At 29.0% G+C, this 18,154-nt stretch carries 18 protein-coding genes; 4 read left to right on the forward strand and 14 right to left on the reverse strand.

The annotated features are described in order from the left end of the window. Both PF569_06895 and PF569_06900 read left to right on the forward strand, forming a co-directional pair. A partial coding sequence (locus tag PF569_06895; GenBank protein MDA3855966.1) for a hypothetical protein occupies nucleotides 1–390 on the forward strand: 390 nt, incomplete at its 5' end. Between the two features lie 87 nt (nucleotides 391–477). Next, entirely contained in the window at nucleotides 478–1,086 is a 609-nt protein-coding gene (locus PF569_06900) for a hypothetical protein (GenBank protein MDA3855967.1), read from the forward strand. Between the two features lie 2 nt (nucleotides 1,087–1,088). On the opposite strand, the gene PF569_06905 is transcribed toward PF569_06900, so the two are convergent. The 7 genes from PF569_06905 to PF569_06935 form a co-directional block, all read right to left on the reverse strand. After that, nucleotides 1,089–1,673, reverse strand: a complete 585-nt coding sequence (locus PF569_06905; protein ID MDA3855968.1) for a guanylate kinase — start codon at nucleotides 1,671–1,673, stop codon at nucleotides 1,089–1,091. A gap of 143 nt (nucleotides 1,674–1,816) precedes the next feature. Further along, the gene (gene rpl39e, locus PF569_06910; GenBank protein ID MDA3855969.1) at nucleotides 1,817–1,987 is read right to left on the reverse strand and encodes a 50S ribosomal protein L39e; all 171 of its coding nucleotides are present in this window, start codon (nucleotides 1,985–1,987) and stop codon (nucleotides 1,817–1,819) included. A gap of 1 nt (nucleotide 1,988) precedes the next feature. Next, complete coding sequence (locus tag PF569_06915; protein MDA3855970.1) at nucleotides 1,989–2,288, reverse strand: hypothetical protein; 300 nt, start codon at nucleotides 2,286–2,288, stop codon at nucleotides 1,989–1,991. Between the two features lie 11 nt (nucleotides 2,289–2,299). Next, nucleotides 2,300–2,932, reverse strand: coding sequence for a hypothetical protein (locus PF569_06920; protein MDA3855971.1), 633 nt, complete (start codon nucleotides 2,930–2,932; stop codon nucleotides 2,300–2,302). A 34-nt stretch (nucleotides 2,933–2,966) separates the two neighbouring features. Then, nucleotides 2,967–3,569 (reverse strand): 30S ribosomal protein S7, encoded by a 603-nt coding sequence (locus PF569_06925; GenBank protein MDA3855972.1) that lies wholly within the window; start codon nucleotides 3,567–3,569, stop codon nucleotides 2,967–2,969. Between the two features lies 1 nt (nucleotide 3,570). Then, nucleotides 3,571–3,993 carry a 30S ribosomal protein S12 gene (locus PF569_06930; protein ID MDA3855973.1) on the reverse strand — a complete coding sequence of 141 codons (423 nt, stop codon included), beginning with the start codon at nucleotides 3,991–3,993 and terminating at the stop codon, nucleotides 3,571–3,573. A gap of 2 nt (nucleotides 3,994–3,995) precedes the next feature. Beyond that, complete coding sequence (locus PF569_06935) at nucleotides 3,996–4,370, reverse strand: hypothetical protein (GenBank protein MDA3855974.1); 375 nt, start codon at nucleotides 4,368–4,370, stop codon at nucleotides 3,996–3,998. Nucleotides 4,371–4,568: 198 nt separating this feature from the next. Between PF569_06935 and PF569_06940 the strand changes: the two genes are divergently transcribed. Further along, a complete protein-coding gene (locus PF569_06940) occupies nucleotides 4,569–5,540 on the forward strand; it encodes a GGDEF domain-containing response regulator (GenBank protein ID MDA3855975.1) in 972 nt (323 codons plus the stop codon). Between the two features lie 33 nt (nucleotides 5,541–5,573). Here the strand turns inward: PF569_06940 and PF569_06945 are convergent, their stop codons facing one another. From PF569_06945 to PF569_06975, 7 genes are all read right to left on the reverse strand, one after another. Continuing rightward, nucleotides 5,574–10,748 (reverse strand): putative Ig domain-containing protein, encoded by a 5,175-nt coding sequence (locus tag PF569_06945; protein MDA3855976.1) that lies wholly within the window; start codon nucleotides 10,746–10,748, stop codon nucleotides 5,574–5,576. Between the two features lie 64 nt (nucleotides 10,749–10,812). After that, on the reverse strand, nucleotides 10,813–12,015 hold the full coding sequence (locus tag PF569_06950) for an ABC transporter permease (GenBank protein ID MDA3855977.1): 1,203 nt from the start codon (nucleotides 12,013–12,015) through the stop codon (nucleotides 10,813–10,815). A gap of 68 nt (nucleotides 12,016–12,083) precedes the next feature. Next, nucleotides 12,084–13,205, reverse strand: coding sequence for an ABC transporter permease (locus PF569_06955; GenBank protein MDA3855978.1), 1,122 nt, complete (start codon nucleotides 13,203–13,205; stop codon nucleotides 12,084–12,086). Nucleotides 13,206–13,311: 106 nt separating this feature from the next. Next, complete coding sequence (locus PF569_06960; GenBank protein ID MDA3855979.1) at nucleotides 13,312–14,571, reverse strand: hypothetical protein; 1,260 nt, start codon at nucleotides 14,569–14,571, stop codon at nucleotides 13,312–13,314. A 25-nt stretch (nucleotides 14,572–14,596) separates the two neighbouring features. Next, nucleotides 14,597–15,310 (reverse strand): ABC transporter ATP-binding protein, encoded by a 714-nt coding sequence (locus PF569_06965; protein MDA3855980.1) that lies wholly within the window; start codon nucleotides 15,308–15,310, stop codon nucleotides 14,597–14,599. A 2-nt stretch (nucleotides 15,311–15,312) separates the two neighbouring features. After that, the gene (locus tag PF569_06970) at nucleotides 15,313–15,858 is read right to left on the reverse strand and encodes a MarR family transcriptional regulator (protein ID MDA3855981.1); all 546 of its coding nucleotides are present in this window, start codon (nucleotides 15,856–15,858) and stop codon (nucleotides 15,313–15,315) included. 143 nt (nucleotides 15,859–16,001) lie between these two features. Then, nucleotides 16,002–16,715: an archaeal proteasome endopeptidase complex subunit alpha gene (locus PF569_06975; protein MDA3855982.1), complete on the reverse strand. Its 714-nt coding sequence runs from the start codon at nucleotides 16,713–16,715 to the stop codon at nucleotides 16,002–16,004. 182 nt (nucleotides 16,716–16,897) lie between these two features. On the opposite strand from PF569_06975, the gene PF569_06980 reads away from it, so the two are divergent. Continuing rightward, nucleotides 16,898–18,136, forward strand: a complete 1,239-nt coding sequence (locus PF569_06980; protein ID MDA3855983.1) for a hemolysin family protein — start codon at nucleotides 16,898–16,900, stop codon at nucleotides 18,134–18,136. Nucleotides 18,137–18,154 lie beyond the last annotated feature (18 nt).

Consider the following 18,154-nt stretch of genomic DNA (forward strand, 5'->3'; position numbering starts at 1 on the left):
GATTATGAAGTAAAAAAACAAATATCCAAAAATAAAAAAGAAAATTTAGAATCTAATCAAAAAGAAGGACTAATCTCAGAAGAAATTGAAAATAACAAAGAAAAAATTGATAAAACTACAGATAAAATCACAGAATCAGAAAAAACACTAGATGAAAAAAATAAAACAACAAAAGAATTTGATTCAGAAATAAAAAAAATAGAAAGCAAACTATTAGATTATGAAACTCTAAACCAAGAATTTGAAAAATATTCACACATCAATATAAAAACCGAATTCAATAACCTAAAAGAATCAAAAGAAGAAAAAAAAGAAATTCTAAAAAAATTAAAAGAAGAGATAAAAAATCAAAAAATAAGTATAAAAGAAGACTCAATAATTGAACTTTAATATCTCAATCACCTTCTTAAAAACTAATTTAATTATCTTTCAATAATAACTAAGATTTAAATAAAAAATAAATAAGTAAATACTATTATGTATCTAAGTAAATCTATATTAGACGGTTTAAAAATACTTGGTTTTGATAAAGAAACCATTAAAACTGTATCAAGAGAAAAAAGCCTCGAAGAGATATTTTTAAGTACTCTCTTCCTGAATTATGTAATAGTTCTAGTAGTATTCATTCTAGTAAAACTCTCAGAAGGGATCACAATTATGGGCAGAGACTTAAATCCACCAGTATTCTTTGGATTACTTATGGTTTACCCATTCATATACAATGTAGTAATCTATGGAATTTATGGACTATTTGGACTATTTGCAGAATTAATTAATCCCAGTAAAAAAGTAAAACCATTACTCTCAGTTGGATTTCATACTGCAATAGTATATACAATATTGATATATATAATTGGACTAGTTACAACATATAGTGTAAATCTAGGAATGTTCTTACTTTCATTCTTTGTAATTTATTTCCTATTAAGTATGTTTTTATCACTCTCAATAATATACAATTATTCACACGCACAAACTCTAATAGTATTATTCCTACCACTATTATTAATTTCAACATTAATATTTATTGGATTATACACTAATTTGTTCAATCTAAAAGAATTAGTACAAGTTTTCTTTTTATAAAATTAAATATTTTTTAAAATTTCTTTTTCAAATAATTCGTAAGATTGTTCAATATCCCCATCAATTACTTCTAACTTCACATCATATAAATTTAAATGATTCAACTCTTCCCTAGCAGAATTAATTCTCAGCTCTACTTCTTCATCTGAAATTTTTGCCCTCAATTTAATTCTTTCCTTTAAAACATCAAAAGAAGGAGGCATAATAAATATTGAAATCATCTGATCTTTTGAAAGTATTTTTTTTGCTTGCATCAAACCTTGATAATCCAACTCTTTTACAATAATCTTATTATCTCTCAAACTATTAAAAATCTCTTCTTTTAGAGTTCCATAATACGCTTTATTATGAACCAAAGCATACTCTAACAACTTATCTTCAGCAATCAATTGCTTAAACTCACTCTCCCTAATGAAGTTATAATTATTTCCTTCAACTTCACCTTCTCGAATAGACCTTGTAGTAACAGAAGGAATATACAAAAATTCTGGATGTCTTTCCTTCAGAATTGAATTCAGAGTCCCTTTACCTGAACCAGTAGTACCCATAACAAAAATAACTTTACCTTTAGAATTATTATCTCTCATAAATAATAATTATAGAAACTATTAATAAATTTTACTAACAACTAGAAATATAAAATATAAAATAAGTTCTAAAATTTTAACTAATTAAAATTTTAATTTATTGTTTAATTGATTAAACAATGACTAAAATTCTTAAGCAAAGCTTAGAATTTTAATTTGTTTCTTCTCCAACTTCTCTTTTGAGACAAGTTTGAAGGATGAATTCTCTTACCAACTCCATACTTTTTAAGTACAGCAAAAACTGGAGCCCAAGAAGTAGATCTATTAGCCTTAATCAGTTTAGCCTTCCTATTTGGATGTTTATACCTAGACATTCTATTCTTCTCCTTCAGCTACAACAACTGCAGCACTATTTCTTTTAACCATATGAGGCCTTGCATTCTTTTCTAAAGATTCTTTAGAATCGTAAACTTTAGCTCTAACTCTAACTTGAGTATCTCCATAATAGCTACCCGCATGATTAATAATCACAAGGTCTGCACTAACTTTTAACTTCTTAGCAATATCTTTTTTGATATTTTCTCTGCTAATAGTTGCACCAGTATTAGGAATCAAAGCTTCTACTTCTAATCTTCCCAATAACTTGTTTTCAACATTTTTTACAATTTCAACCATTTTCTATATTTTTACTCTTCAACATACTCAGTTTTAACAACCTTTCTTGAAATTTCCTTAATTCCATCCTTAGTAACAATTTTAATAATAAAACCACCACCTGAAGCATTATCATTCTTAAAAGAAACTTTATATGATTTTTCAACCAAAGTCAAAGCATCTTTTTCAGATAAATTTGAATTATACTCAACATCAAACAAAGATTTCACATAACTACTTCCTGAACCACTCATAACATAACCATCATGAGAACTAATTGTTCCATCAGGACTCAAATCATATAAAGAATAACCTTCCTTAACATCATATCCTCCTACAATTAATCCAACTACACTACCTGAACTCCTAACTGCACTATATTGAAACGAATTCAAAATCATCGCAGCTTCTCTTACTTTGACTTGTCTCTCATTCTTAAGTTCCAATAACTTTATTTCACCTTTAATTACTCTCATGAATAATTGTGCGTCAGATGCCATTCCTGCAACAGTTGCTAAAATATTTTTTGAAATATCAAAAATTTTAGTGAAACTATCACTTTCAATTTTATGTGTTGTAACTCTTCTATCAGCAGCAAGCATAACACCGCCTTTGAATAAAAGACCAATACATGTAGTTCCAGTTTTCATTTTTTCTTGAGTCATTTTAAGTATTTATATCATTAAGTTTTTATTAAATTTACTTAGCAGCAGCTGCCATCTTTTCAATCTCATTTTTCTTTGACATTGCAGAACTCTTATCTCCAAATTCAAAACAATCCATAATTTCATCAGCTAAAGCATTAACCAATAAAGTTTTCTTATTAAAAGATTTTTGAGCAGCACCTTGAGTTAAATATCTAAGCACTAAATCAACTCTCCTTGTAGGAGCCATATCCACTGCTTGAGCATATCTAGCACCAGATCTTTCAATTGTAATTACTTCTTCTCTTGGAGCAGCATTTTCAACAGCAGTAACTAAAACTTGAATTGGATTCTGTTTAGTTCTCTTCTCAAGAAGCACTAGTACTTCAAAAACCATGTTTGAAATATTTTTTGCTTTACCAGTATTATGACCAGTTGAAAACTTATGTTTCTTACCTTTATGACCTGTTACTTGTAATCTATTCATTAATCTCTCAACGATATTAACTTTAGTTTTGTAAAAAGGTGTATTATGGTAATAACCATTAGTTCTTGGAACAATAATAGGTTTAACATTAATATAATCAACCAAACCAGCATCTACAACAACTACGCCATCAAATGACCATTTATCATATAATTTAATTTCAGCAGCCATTTTACTTTCTCGCCCTCTCTAATTTTCCTCTAACTAAAGCGTTAAGAGATTGACCATTAACTTGAATAACTTTCCACCTAATACCTGGAATATCTCCTTTGGACTTTCCTTTAATTCCACCAATACCTTCAATCATAACTTCATCATGCTCATTTACGAACTTTGAAGCATTATTTCCAGGTAGGAATGCAGCAACAGTTTTTCCATTCTTAGATAATTGTACAACTGCACATTTTCTTAAAGCAGAGTTAGGCTGTTTAGCTTCCCTTTGAGTTTTCTCTAAAACAATCCCTTTAGCTTGATTTGCATTTTCAAGAGGATCATATTTAGCTTTTTCTAAAAGGTTAACCTTTCTAATCTTGAACTTATTTCTTTTCTCAATAAGTTTCTTTGCCGCAAATAAACCATTAGTTTTTCTACTCATTTTTAATCATTCCTCACACAAACCATTGAAATTAAAAATGGTTTTGCCAACTTTTGGGCAAGTTCTAAATTATCCAAATCTAACTCAACAACTTCAACATCTGCAATTTTTGCATAATGTTTAGTCATTTTTAAAGTTAATTTGTCACAGTTAGTTGCCGCATAAACTTTAGCAACAACACCTTTCTTGAAATTCTTCTCAGTGATTTTAGCACCAAGTTGAACTTTTCCTAGTTTATTATAGTTAAGCAACTCAATAACGCTTTGATCTTCTTCTCTTTTGTTTTTAGTTCTTTTAACAAAAGATTTAGTAAAACCTTTAATTTCGTTTGAAGGAGTTATCTCTTCCACATACATTTCTGCGATTTTTTCTGCCATCTTTAAATGAAAGCAAAGAGAATATAGTAAGTCAAATATTCGAGCTTACTCCACAATCAGGCCATTCCTGAATTGCTTCTCATCTCTTTTGTAATAAAATTAATGATGAATGGTTTATAAAGATTGTTAAAAAAAATTAAAAAAAATAACATTTTAAAGGAACATTTATCAATACAGGAAACAATATATATACTATAAATGTCACTTGAACAAACAATAAAAATCTTACTTATAGATGATGAATCAAAATTCACAGAAATAATGAAGTCTATAATTCAAAAAAGATTTAGTGAATACATCAATAATAGTAATATTAAAATAAAAAGCTTAAATTCAAGTATTTCTGCATTACAACATCTTGATAGCAAATCAGATTATGATTTAATAATTATAGATTATAATATGCCAAAACTAACAGGAATAGATGTTATAAAAATAGCACGAGAAGAAAAAAATATAAACACTCCTTTTGTAATGATATCTTGTCATGAAGAGAGTAAATACCACCTTGAATCCAGACTTGCAGGTGCAGAATTATTTATATCAAAATCTCAACTATCAATGGAACCTGAATTAAAAGAAATTTTCTTACTAAATCTAAAAACAATCATAGAATCATATCGTAATAAAAAATTACTAATGCAATATGCAACAACAGATACACTCACAGGTATAGGAAATAGAAGAAAATTTGAAGAAATTCTCGAAGAAGAATTAAGAATTTTAAACAGAACCGAATCTTCTGTTGCTATTGCATTCATAGACATCGACAATTTCAAATGGGTAAATGATAATCTAGGACATAATAGAGGAGATATTTATTTACAAACAATTGCAAAAAGACTCGTAGATATAACAAAAAGAGAAACAGATTTCATTGCAAGGCTTGGAGGAGACGAATTCGGAGTGCTTATGACTAACCCCAACCACGAATATGTCCAATACACATTAAAAAATATATATAAATTATTATGCACTCCATATAATCTTTCAAATATAACACTTAATAATCCAAGTGCAAGTATAGGAGCAATCCATTATTTTTCTAAAAACAATCATACAAACACAGAAAAACTAATAGACATGGCAGATGCTCAAATGTTTAAACATAAAAACTCACAACCTCCTAGAATACAAAGTTATGAACTTAAAACTATCTCAAATTCATAACTATCTATCCTTCTTATAAAAATAATAATCTAATTACTTTTTCAAACTCCTAAATACTTCATTAACAATATCTTTATTCCAACCAAGTTTATACAACTCTGTTCTTAATTCTACTTCATCCTTATTTATATTAGAATTAATATAATCCTTCAACTCATCAATTTGTAAATGATATTTATTAAAATAATCTTTATAATTAGCTAAATCCTTGTCATCATTCAAAACTGCACGATAAGCTTTCTTACGATGAGTTCTCTTCACAATAAAATGGGCTACAAAAATACAACTAACCAAAAGTAAACCATAAACTACATTAGAAACACGTTTTACAACCTTATAATGATCATCTAAATAAGACATAAACTCTTCAGTAAAAGGAGGATCAACTAAACCTTGTTCTTGTAAAATACCTTCATCATATAAAGCAGTGTCTATCTTCTCAACACTATAAACCTTTTTTCCATCAATCTCATCAACTACTCTTGAAAAATATTCTGTACCAGTTTCAGAATTAATTAATAAAATATAATCTTCAACATCATTTTCAAAAGAGATATATTTCTCAGTACCAGTAAATCTACCCTCATAACGTTTTTGATAAATAGTTGGACTAATATTAATAACTTTCAGATTTAATAAATCGTTTTCATAATCATCATTAGTAACCAAACAACTACGAGATTCTTCAATATCAATTAAACAACTATTAAGATCATGACAAGTTCTAAATTGTAAAGAATTGCTACAAGAATTCCATTCTGAACACTCATAACTCTCACGACAAATATCATCCTCAACATCATCACTACCTACAATATTAAAAGGGTTAGAAGAAATAGAACTACCTCCTGAAGAAGAACTTGAACTACTACCGCTACTACTTGAAGAACTTGAACTACTACTTGAAGAAGTATCACTACCTTCTTCAATAGAATCTTCAACAAATACCAAACCATATAATTCAAATTCTCTTGCCTGAGTTGCCGGTGCAACTGCATCACCATAAACTTCAATTCTAACATATCTTGTTATAATATCCAAATATTGAACATCCCAATCACTAAAAAAAACATTTTCATTTGAAAAAGCATTAATCCATAAATCACTTAAATTTGATTTGTAAGATAAACTCCAATTATCACTAATCCAAACACCAACATCATCACCAAATAATTTAGTAACACTTAAATTATAATCTTCTCCTAAATCAAACTCTATCCAAAAACTCGAAACTGCAGCTCCAGCAGTACAACCTGTACCTCCATCAAGACAACCATCCCATAATTTCTCAATTGGATGATTCAAATCAAAATTATTTGAACTATCAATTATCTTATCTGAAATATTAATTAATCCTATACTATTATCAATTTGACAAATACCATTTAAACACATCCCAATTGAGCAACTTTCAAATAAATTCTCTTGAACAGAGCAACTATCAAACCAGTAAACATCATCACCAACACATTGCTTATTATCATTTGAAATACAAACTTGAGAACAAACATTGTTTTGCCAAACTCCTGAGCAACAATATCCATCAGAATGTGAAATACCTCCACACAAACAATCTGAAGTGATTAAGCCTTCACTACAACTTGGAGTTTGCGTTACAATTACGCCACCAGATAAATAATGTAAATATTCTTCAATATTTGTATAACCATCACCATCACCATCTAATGCAGAATCATCTACTCCAACATTAAAACCCTGACTTGCCTCCCAAGAATCAGACATACCATCGTTATCAATATCAACTGGAACTGGCAAATTTTCAAAAATAGGATAATCGTCAGGAAAAACTACATTATCAATTATAACTCCTGTGCCTGCATCAAAATCTGCAACAACTCGTGTATCAACACTATCTCTAAAAGGTTTAGTAGCACCAACATCCTCTAAAATTTCCAATGCATAAGTATAATCTATAGGAGTTGTTGTAACACTTGGAACACTCCAAGGCACAAATTTCCTATAAGAACTATCCAAAATCTCATTGGTCCAACCAACACCAACATTCCAAGAATCACTATCTTGATCAAATCTAGTTGAACCTATATTATCATCAACATAAATTAATTCAGAAAGAGGCGGACTAAGAGGATTCTCATAGGCAACTTCATAAGAATAACTATTAGAGTTATATCCTTGTTTAGCATAATTATTTACCCAATTAACTTTTGCAGATCCCGTACTATAAGGAGATAAACCTCCTTTCCAATTATAAGATATAATATTTCTAACATCAACAATTGTATCAACATCCTCTGGCGAAGATATTTGTGGAGACCTATCATTATTATGTGCAATATAATTATGATGTAAAGAAACACTACTAGGATTTACATATTTTCCTGAAACTAATAAACCTTTACTATGTTCTCCTTTAGGATGGCCAGCATGGCTCAAACCTTCTGAGACTATACTCCATTGAACTGTAGTATTTAAAACTCCTCCTGAAATAGTAAATGTCTCATCAACACCCCAACTAAAAGAACAATGATCAACAATAATATTATAAGCTTCATTTGTTGCCCAATAACTTCCCAAAATATCAAAAGAATCTAATTGTTCTGGATCAGCTCCTTCTAAAATTTTATGTGAACCTCCTCTAAATCTCATATGTTGCATAATTACATCATGTGTATTCATAGTCGTTTGATAACCACTAACTAAAATACCCCCTGGAGAAGTTTGACCTGCAATGGTTAAATAAGGGTATGTAATCATCAAAGTTGAATTTAAATCAATAATCCCCGAAACTTCAAATACGACTATTTTAGGGCCATAACTCTCCATCCTTGTCTGATATACTTCTTCACTCTCATACGAATAAGAAACACCATTAGCCCAATGTCTACGTGGCGCTTCAACTGCTTCTCTTAAACTTCCTGGACCTGAATCTGCTAAAGTTGTGACCTTTATAACATCTCCTCCACGACCTCCTAAACTATAAGCACCAAATCCTTCTGCACCAGGAAATGCTAATTGTTTTCCTTCATTATCATTATTCAAAGAAAATAAATTAATTTTATCAACAAATAAGATTTGATTATTATCATAATTAACATTAACATTAACTAAATCATACTCTCCAAAATTTGAATCATTAAATACAAAAAAACTTTGTTTTGTTTCCTTAGCTTTAATAACAATCTCATCCATTAAATACCATGTACCTACAACTCCAGTATCACTCCTATCAGGATCATTAAAACTAACCCTAGGAGTAAAAGTAATTGAAGAATCACCATCATTATACCAAGTAACCATAATTTTCTCTCCACTAGAAAATTTTCTCAAAACCCCTTTAACACCTTGATAATCATAAGCCTTATTAGAACCAATAGTAATACCCATACCTTTACCCTCAACATAATTATTATAAGTACCTTTAATTACAGTATTCCAATTCTCAAGTCCAAAATAATTTGTAGTATTAAAATCAACCAAAACTATAGAACAACTCCCATGTAAAAAACAATCACTATCTTGACAATCAACTAAACCATCATTATCATTATCTTGTGAGTCAGTACAAATTTCAGGATTATAAATATTCAAAACAAAATCTTTTTCAACTTGTTGATTATAAGAACTGCTTTCACTAACTCTCACTCTAAAATTAAATGATCCCAAACTCAAAGGAATTCCAGAAATTACTCCATCAGACGATAAACTAAGTCCTGTAGGTAAGCTACCTGAAATTACTTGAAGATTATACGGTCCAACACCACCCCCAACTTCCAATTTTTGATTTAAAAACTCTCCAATATGTCCATCAATTAATTCTTCACTTTTAAAATTCATCTCATAAAAAACTGGATAGATTGTATAATCAATAGTCTTCACCAAATCAATTCTTCTAACTTGGCCTAAACCTAAAACTGGGACTGTCTCTAAATCATATGTATCTCTATCAGGCAAATTAGACCTATCGGAAATATCTTTAACTGCAAAATAAATAGTCTCTCCTTCAACTAATTGTTGTTTATCACTCTCACTAATATTAATCGCAGCCCACAAAGTACTATATCCTGGATTAGGTTTATATATTTCTCCAATAGCATTATTTTTATTTCTATCAAAATTAATAACATTAGGTAATTTAGCACTATTATAATTTAAATTAGTGATTGGATTAAATGAATACCTAACTTCATATTTAGAATTACAATCACCACATCTATATTTATCTAAAAAAGAAATATCAAACAATTTTTTGCTAGGATTATATCCAACACCAATTCCTGCAATAGTTTCATCATTTTCAGGCTGTCCAACTTTATAAGCTTCAAATTCATCAAATATAATCTCTAGAGGAGAAGGATTATTTTTAACAATACCTGCCCTTAAAGCAAATCCATGAGTATTATCAAAAAATCTAGTCGCATTTCCTGGATAATCACTGCCACCAACCCTATAATAACTATAAGGATTATAATCTCCTCCATTATTATGAGTAGGATGCGCATCAAAAACTAAATGAATCCATCCACCCATATTAATATTACCTAATTCATTATAATAATGATCCCCATTAGAATTATTAACAAAAGGATACCATGCAAAAAAATTAGGAGTACTACGATAATTATCACTATATTTTTGATTTTCAAAAGTACGCAAACTCTCTTTTGGGGGCAAAACCCAAACACTTAACCTATCATTACCTTGCAACTCTTCAAAACCAACATATTGTCCTCCTGATTTAAAATAAAAAGTCAAATCTCCAGGTAATGACAATCTATCAGAATAAGGATCAACACCTTGTAAAACAAAATCATCAAATTGCTCTTTAGATTTAACTTCAAGTCCTGAATAAGCAACTTGTCCATTATCATCATAAGCACCACCAGTAAAAACAAATTTAAGTGCATTCCCTTTGATAGAAATATTAGTAGAATCAATATAACCATAACGCATCCAACCCATATGATCACTATTATATCCATTATAATACAGATACAAAGATCTAACATTTCCATCTAAATCAGGAAAAGAACACATCTTACTCCTCGAAGTAGGATCCCAAACATCACAACTAGAATCACCATAAGGAGAATACCACCAATTATCAAAACCTTGAGTTACATCATTATCAATAAAATCAAAACTACAAAATGTCGTAGAATAAGTATTTGAAATTAAAAAAAAAAACAATATTAAATTAAAAATAAATAGTTTCTTCTTATTAAACATAAAAAACATCTATGTTAGAAGTTAATAAATATTAGTACAAAATTAAAGTAGTTAAAAATAAAAATTAATCTCCTCTTAAATTATCTGCAGGATTAACACGAGAAGCACGAATCGCAGGATAAGTTCCAAAAAGCATTGCAAAACTAGCAGTCACTAAAATAGTTGTAAAAAAGAATCCAAATCCAAAATAAATTGCAACATTATAATTCAAATAAGTTGTAATAATATAAGATAATATCTCTGCAAGAATATAAGCACACATAAAACCAACAAATGCACCAATCAAACCTAAAATTGAACTCTCAATTAAAAACAAAGTCCTAATATCCGAATTCGTAGCACCTATCGCTTTCATAACTGAAATTTCGTTAATTCTCTCCAAAACATTAGAATACATCGTATTCAATACATTAATTCCACCTACTAAAAGAGCTACAGAGGATATAAAAGAAATAATCCCGGTAAGAAGACCTAAGATTTGATTAAATTGTTCTAGAACTTGAGTAGGTGAAGTAACATTAATTCTTTTTTCTTTACCATTAGGATTAAGTTTCCTCTCAATAGCTTTTTGATTAGCCTCCAAATCAGCACCATCTACAAAAGCAATTCTAATAGAAGAATAAGTTTCTTGCTCAAAAGTAGCCTTTGCATCATCAAAAGACATCATCATAGAACTATCAATAAACAAATCTCCTCTCTCTTTAATTATACCGATAACTCTAAAACTTTTATCTCCTAGTTTAATTGAACTACCAACTTTTACTTCACTATCTTTTCCAAATCCCTCTCTTGCAGTTTTTGCTCCTAGAACTAAAACTCCTTTATCTCCTGAACGAAGACCCCTTCCATATTCAATCTCAATATTTAAATCAGTCGAAATATCCTCTATAAACTCATCAGGATATGAAATACTTGTAATTACTGCCTTATTTCTACCATATTCATAAAGTTGCTGTCCTGCAATTCCTGGTGCAACATATTTATAATCTGAAATTACTTGCTTAATTTTTGCAATATCAGTATCAGTAAGACCTACACCTGAAGGAGGACCATTAACTTGATTATTTGCAGAAACTACTCCCAAAACATTAACTCCAACAGAAGTAAATTGTTCAGTTATCGCATTTTCCAAACCTTGAGAAACAAAAATAAAAAATACAAAAGTAAAAATACCAATAACAATACCTGAAATAGTAAGAGCTACTCTTCCCTTCTTCTCAAACATATTCTTCAAAACCAACCTGAATAACTCAATCATACTTGCCATTTTAAGAATTTGTCCTCACAAATTTTAAAATGATACAGGGGAAATTTATAATTTTTGACTGTACCATTTTATTTTCTAAAAGTCTCCACAATTTGTAATCTTGACGCCCTATAAGCTGGATAAAAGCCAGCTAAAGCTCCTACAATAAAACCAAACAAGATAAGTGATATAACTGAAATAGGTGTAACTGTAATTTTTAAAAAACTATATCCTGCGGAATTTGCCCAAAATTGGAATCCAAATGAAATCAACGCACCAAAAATAACTCCAATAACTGCTCCAATAAAACCAAAAAAACCAGCTTGAAATGTAAACATAAAAAATATCTGCTCATTAGTAGCTCCAACTGCTTTCATAATTCCAATATCTTTAGTTTTCTCAGTAACTATTACAAACATTGTATTAATAATTCCAAAACCTCCTACAATAAGAGATACAAAAGCAATACCTCCAAGAGTATATTGAACTATCTGTAAAATATCTTGAACTTGAGTAAGTAATTGCTCAAGAGTTCTAACATCAATAGTATCTTTACCCAATCTATTTTCAAGTAAAATTTTAACATTCTCTTTTGCAAGATTGATATCTGAATTCTCATTAACAATAACATTAATGAAACCTATTTTATCTTTATCATCAAATAAATCTCTCAATGTATCAATTGGAAAATATATACTTGAATCATCTTGAGGATTTCCTAAACTCTCTAATATTCCTACAACCTTAAATTTTGTATCTTTAATATAAACATTAGAACCAACTCTAATCTCTTTATCAAATAAATTTGCAGCAGCCTCAGGACCAATAACAACAACATATTTTTCATTAGATTTAGGGAGTCTCCCCATTTCAACTTCAACATTTAATGTGTCAAAAAAATTCTGAGACAAATCAGTACTTCCCATCAAATTAATATTACGAAAATCATTCCCAAATTTAATTTGAGAATTTCTCATATAATATCCAAAAACATCTTTAACATAAGGTCTATTTCTAATTAAATCAACTTCATTATCACTCAAACCTTTTGTAAAAGTCCCAGAAGTAAATCCTGAAACAGTAGTTGAAACAAAAAGTTGATTAGTACCCAATTGCTCAAATTGGGCTTGAATCGAATTCTCAAAACCTGCACTAATTAAAATAATAGCAAAAATAGCAAGTATTCCTAGACTAATAGCTATAAATGTCAAAAATGAGGAAAACTTTCTCCTCATTATATCCTTAAACACCAGCTTAGTTAATCCTAAATACATCTTTTTCGCCTCTAATAATTTTTACTACACTTATACAAAAAGATTAATCTTTTCTTGAAGATTTACCTTTCTTAAAACCTTTCTTTCTTCCTAAAACATATGCCCCTGCAATAATTAATACAAGCACAATAAATCCAAATACACTACCTAAAGCAGAACTTGAACTAGCAGCAGCTAAACCAAATTCTTTTAATTGTGTATTTGTGAAAACTTTAACAGGAATTTCAATAACATCTTCGTTTACAGTATTATAACTATCAAGATATTTAACTTTCAATACAACATTAAAATCTTCATTAGATTTAACATAAAGATTTGCTTGAACAGTTTGAAAATCATCTGGATTCAAATCACCAACATATTGAAATTGACCTTCAATCACTTCATAATTATCTGAACTCATAATTTCAATTTGTGTTCCTTTAATACTACTAGTTCCAGGATTAGAAACTGCAAGAGTTACTTTATTAGCTCCAGTAGTAAAACTATCTTGAGAATCAAGTTTTACAGATAAAAGCGGCGCAGAATATACTTGAACACTAGCTAAACCATTAGAAGTAAAAGAATTACCTAGAGCATCATCATACTCAATAATCACTGGAATATTATAAGACTTTGAACTAGCAGTAGGATCAGTAACAAGATTATATTCAACAGTTTTAGTTTTACCTGGGCTTAAAAGACCAATTATTTTTTGATTACTACCACTAATAGTACTAAAAACACTATCTTGAACATTACTTAAATCTAAACTTACAATTACATTTTTCAAATCAATAGTATTATCATTAACCAAATCTATAGTAAGTTTAGTGCTCTTTCCAGGTTCAACAGTCTCAGCCTTAAAATCTCCAACTCTAATCGAAGGATTAGCATCTTGAACTAAAATATCAAAATCATAAGTATAAATTTGAGACCCATCTCTAACTTCAAATTCAATAGTATTAAGTCCTAAAGGCGTTTTTTCATCAACTAAAAGCTTAAATTTAGCAATAACAAAACCTGAAGAGGAATCTAAATTACTAAGTGCAGGTATAGCACCAAGATTTTGATTTATATCGCTACCTTGAGCGATTTGAAAATTATCATTCTCAATTAATCTAATACCGACATCAGGTAAACTACTAGTTCCGGAATTTGAAACTTTAACATTTACATACACAAAATTACCAGGAGTTACTGGGTCAGGATTTTGTGATGAAAGCACAACATTAAGACCTCCTGCAGCATATACAGAAGTCATACCAAGCATAAACAAAAAAGTCAATGCTATTATTCTAAACAAATTATTATTTCGTGTCATTTTCTATTTTTATATTATTTTAATATTATAACGGTTTTGTATTTATTTCCTCTTTAATTACCTTACCATCAACTAATGTAATTAATTTTTGAGCATACTTTGACAACTTATCATCATGTGTTACCAAGATAATAGTTTTTCCTTCACTATGAAGTTTTTTTAAATACTCCATAACAATTACCCCAGTTTTTGAATCTAAGTTTCCTGTAGGTTCATCCGCTAAAATAATTTCAGGTTCATTAGCAAGTGCTCTTGCAATAGCCACTCTTTGTTGTTGACCACCTGAAAGCTCTGTTGGTTTATTGATTAATCTCTCACCCATATCAAGCTTTGTTAAAAGTTCTGCTGCTCTATCTTTTCTATCAATTGGTGAAATCCCTTGAAAAATCATAGGTAGTTCTACATTCTCTTGAGCACTAAGAGTTTTAATTAAATTAAACTTTTGAAAGATATAACCAATTTTCTTACCTCTAAGAATTGCAAGTTCACTCTCAGATAACTCAGTAATAGGTTCTCCTTCAATAAAAATCTCTCCTTTCGAAGGAATATCCAAAACACCAATTTGATTAACTGCAGTCGTCTTTCCAGAACCAGATTTACCTACAATTGCAACAAACTCACCCTTATTAACACTAAAAGACAAACCTTTAAGAGCATGAACAACATTATCTCCCAAATAATAAGTTCTCCAAACATCCTTTAATTCTATTACTGGTCCACTAGATTTTTTTTTAACCATTTTTAATTCTCAATTTCTAAAAGTTTCTTATATTCATCTCTTAACTTAGTCAAAATTTTCTTTAACTCTAAACATTCTTTATTTGAAAGCATTTCCTCTAAAGGTAATTTCTCTGATTCTTTCATAAGTTTCTCAAAAATAATTCTACCATTCTTAGTAATCATAACTTTATTTTCTCTTTTATTTTCAGGATTACCTTCTCTTAATATCAATCCTTTTTTTTCCATCCTATCAAGAAGTGAAGATACATTAGCCTTAGACGTATAAACAAAAGTAGAAAGTTTAGTTTGAGTAAGATAATTTTCCCCTGAAAAAAAAAGAGCACCTAAAACATCTTTTTGAGCAATACTTAAATCATACTTTTTAAAATGTTTCTCAGCAAGTTCTTTCATCAAATCAGAAGTTCTAATAACAAGATTCATAGCTTTAGCAAAATCAGGGATATTTTCATCCTCATTAATCCCTCTATCTATAGTATCTTCTACATTTTTAAAATCTTCTTTCCATATCCTAGACTTTCCCAAATCTTTAAAATGTTTTCTTTTCATAGTTTAATTGTAAAGGTATTAACTATTAATATGTTAACTATCCTTATAAAACTTGAGTATAACTAAAAAGGAATAGCAAAAATAAAATGAAAAAAAATACAAAAATTAGTGAATATAAAGCTAAATAAAAGAATATAAAAAAATTAATTGTACTTTTTAAGTTCAGAACTATCAAGTCTAGTAACTTTCTCATTTAAATCAACAAAAACAACATCAAATCTCTCTAAATCAAACTCTTCATCTAAAGCCACTTTAAATAATTTTAAACCAAGTTTTAAAGCATCAGTATTAGACATATTTGCCTTATACTCTTCTTCTAAACCTTCATTAATTTTATCACCCAAAGTACCAACAGCTCTTGCTAAGAATCTCATATAAATTCCTGAAGGAGTCGTTACATACATTTTAGACTCACCATCTTCAATTCCACCAATAAGCAAACTTACTCCAAATGGCCTTAACCCCCCCGTTTGAGAATAATATTGTTGAATATTTGCAACATCCTTTACTAAAGACAAAATATCAATAGGGTTTTGGAATTTAACCTTATGCTCTTGAGCAATATTTTGAGCTTGCTCAATAAGTCTTCTACCATCACTCATAACACCAGCTCCAGAAACCAAAATATGATTATCTACATCAAAAATTTTTCTAAAACTATTCTTCACTAAAAGCTTAGATTTAATCTTTCTATCACCAATAAAAACTAAACCTTCTTTAGTTGTAATTGCTAAAACAGAAGTTCCAAGTTTTACTGCCTTTTCAGCATACTCTACTTGTAATAACAAACCATCAGGAGAAAACATTCCAACTGATCTATCATAACCCATTTCTTGATGTTGTTTAATACTATTCATACTATTTTAAATAACTCATAGTTTTTAAATATTATGTTCCTAAAATAACATAAATTATTTGCAGAATAAAATATTTCAAGAATTATAATTAAACTCTCAATAAGAAAGAAAGAAACCTTTAAAAACAAAAAACCATTATAAATATAATATAAATGACAAACAACAAGGTGAACTCCAATTAAATGGCACTAACAGCACTAATAATTCTAATAATTACCATTGTTCTATTTAGTGGTCTAGTATCAGGTTCAGAAGCAGCTCTTCTAAGTACAAGTTACGCTAAAGCAAAAGAACTTGAAAATTCGAAAAAAACTAGAAATAAAGCAAAACCATTAATGAAAATTAAAGATGAAATGCAAAAATATCTAACTGCAATTGTAATACTAAATAACTTAATCAACATAGTAGGGAGTATCTATGTTGGAGTATTAGCAACAGAATTATTTGGAGAAATATATCTAGGTATTGTCTCAGGAATATTAACATTTCTAATCATAATTTTCGCAGAAATTCTTCCAAAAGTTTATGGTGAAAAATATTCAACAGAAATATCACTAATAATTGCAAGACCAATAATAATAATCACAACACTAATCTATCCAGTAGTATACATAATCAATAAATTCACAACAAAAGTTGTAAAAGAAAACAAAGAAAACAACATATCAGAAGGTGAAATCAAACAAATGGCAACACTTGGACAAATAGAAGGAAGCCTAAACAAATATGAAACAGATATCATCAATAACGTATTTGAAATGAATGATATTGAAGCATATGATATCATGGTTCCAAAAAACAAAGTAGAAGTAATCGATTCTAAATCTTCATTAAACAGTATTGTAGAACTTGTTGAAAAAACTGGATACACAAGATTTCCAATAATTGAAAACAGAGAAATAATTGGAGTAATTAACACAAAAGACTTGTTCAAATTTTTAAATAAAGCAGCAGATTTCTCAATTTCAAAAATTTTAAGACCAGTAATTTTTGCAGCTGATAGTATGAAAATATTTGCATTAGAACAAAATTTAAAAAAAGAAAGAACTCATATGGCAATAATTGTAAATGAACATGGAGACTTTACAGGAATTGTAACTCTTGAAGATATTATCGAAGAACTACTAGGAGAAATCGAAGACGAATTTGATCACGAAGAAAAATTACCATATATAAAAATAAGCGAAAATAAATACACTGTAGATGCAACTGCAGACATATTCGAATTAGATGAAGACCTTGATTTAAAACTTGATTTAAGTGATGATGAAGATTTTACAACAATTAATGGATTCTTAATATCAGAAATAGGAAGAATACCAAAAGTAAACGACATAGTAAAATTAAAACATACAATATTTAGAGTAATCAAAGCAACAAAAAGAAAAGTACTAGAAGTTGAATTAGTAATTAAAGGATAAATTAAAATGAAAAACTCT

Source organism: Candidatus Woesearchaeota archaeon (assembly GCA_027858315.1).
Classification (GTDB): domain Archaea; phylum Nanobdellota; class Nanobdellia; order Woesearchaeales; family UBA583; genus UBA583.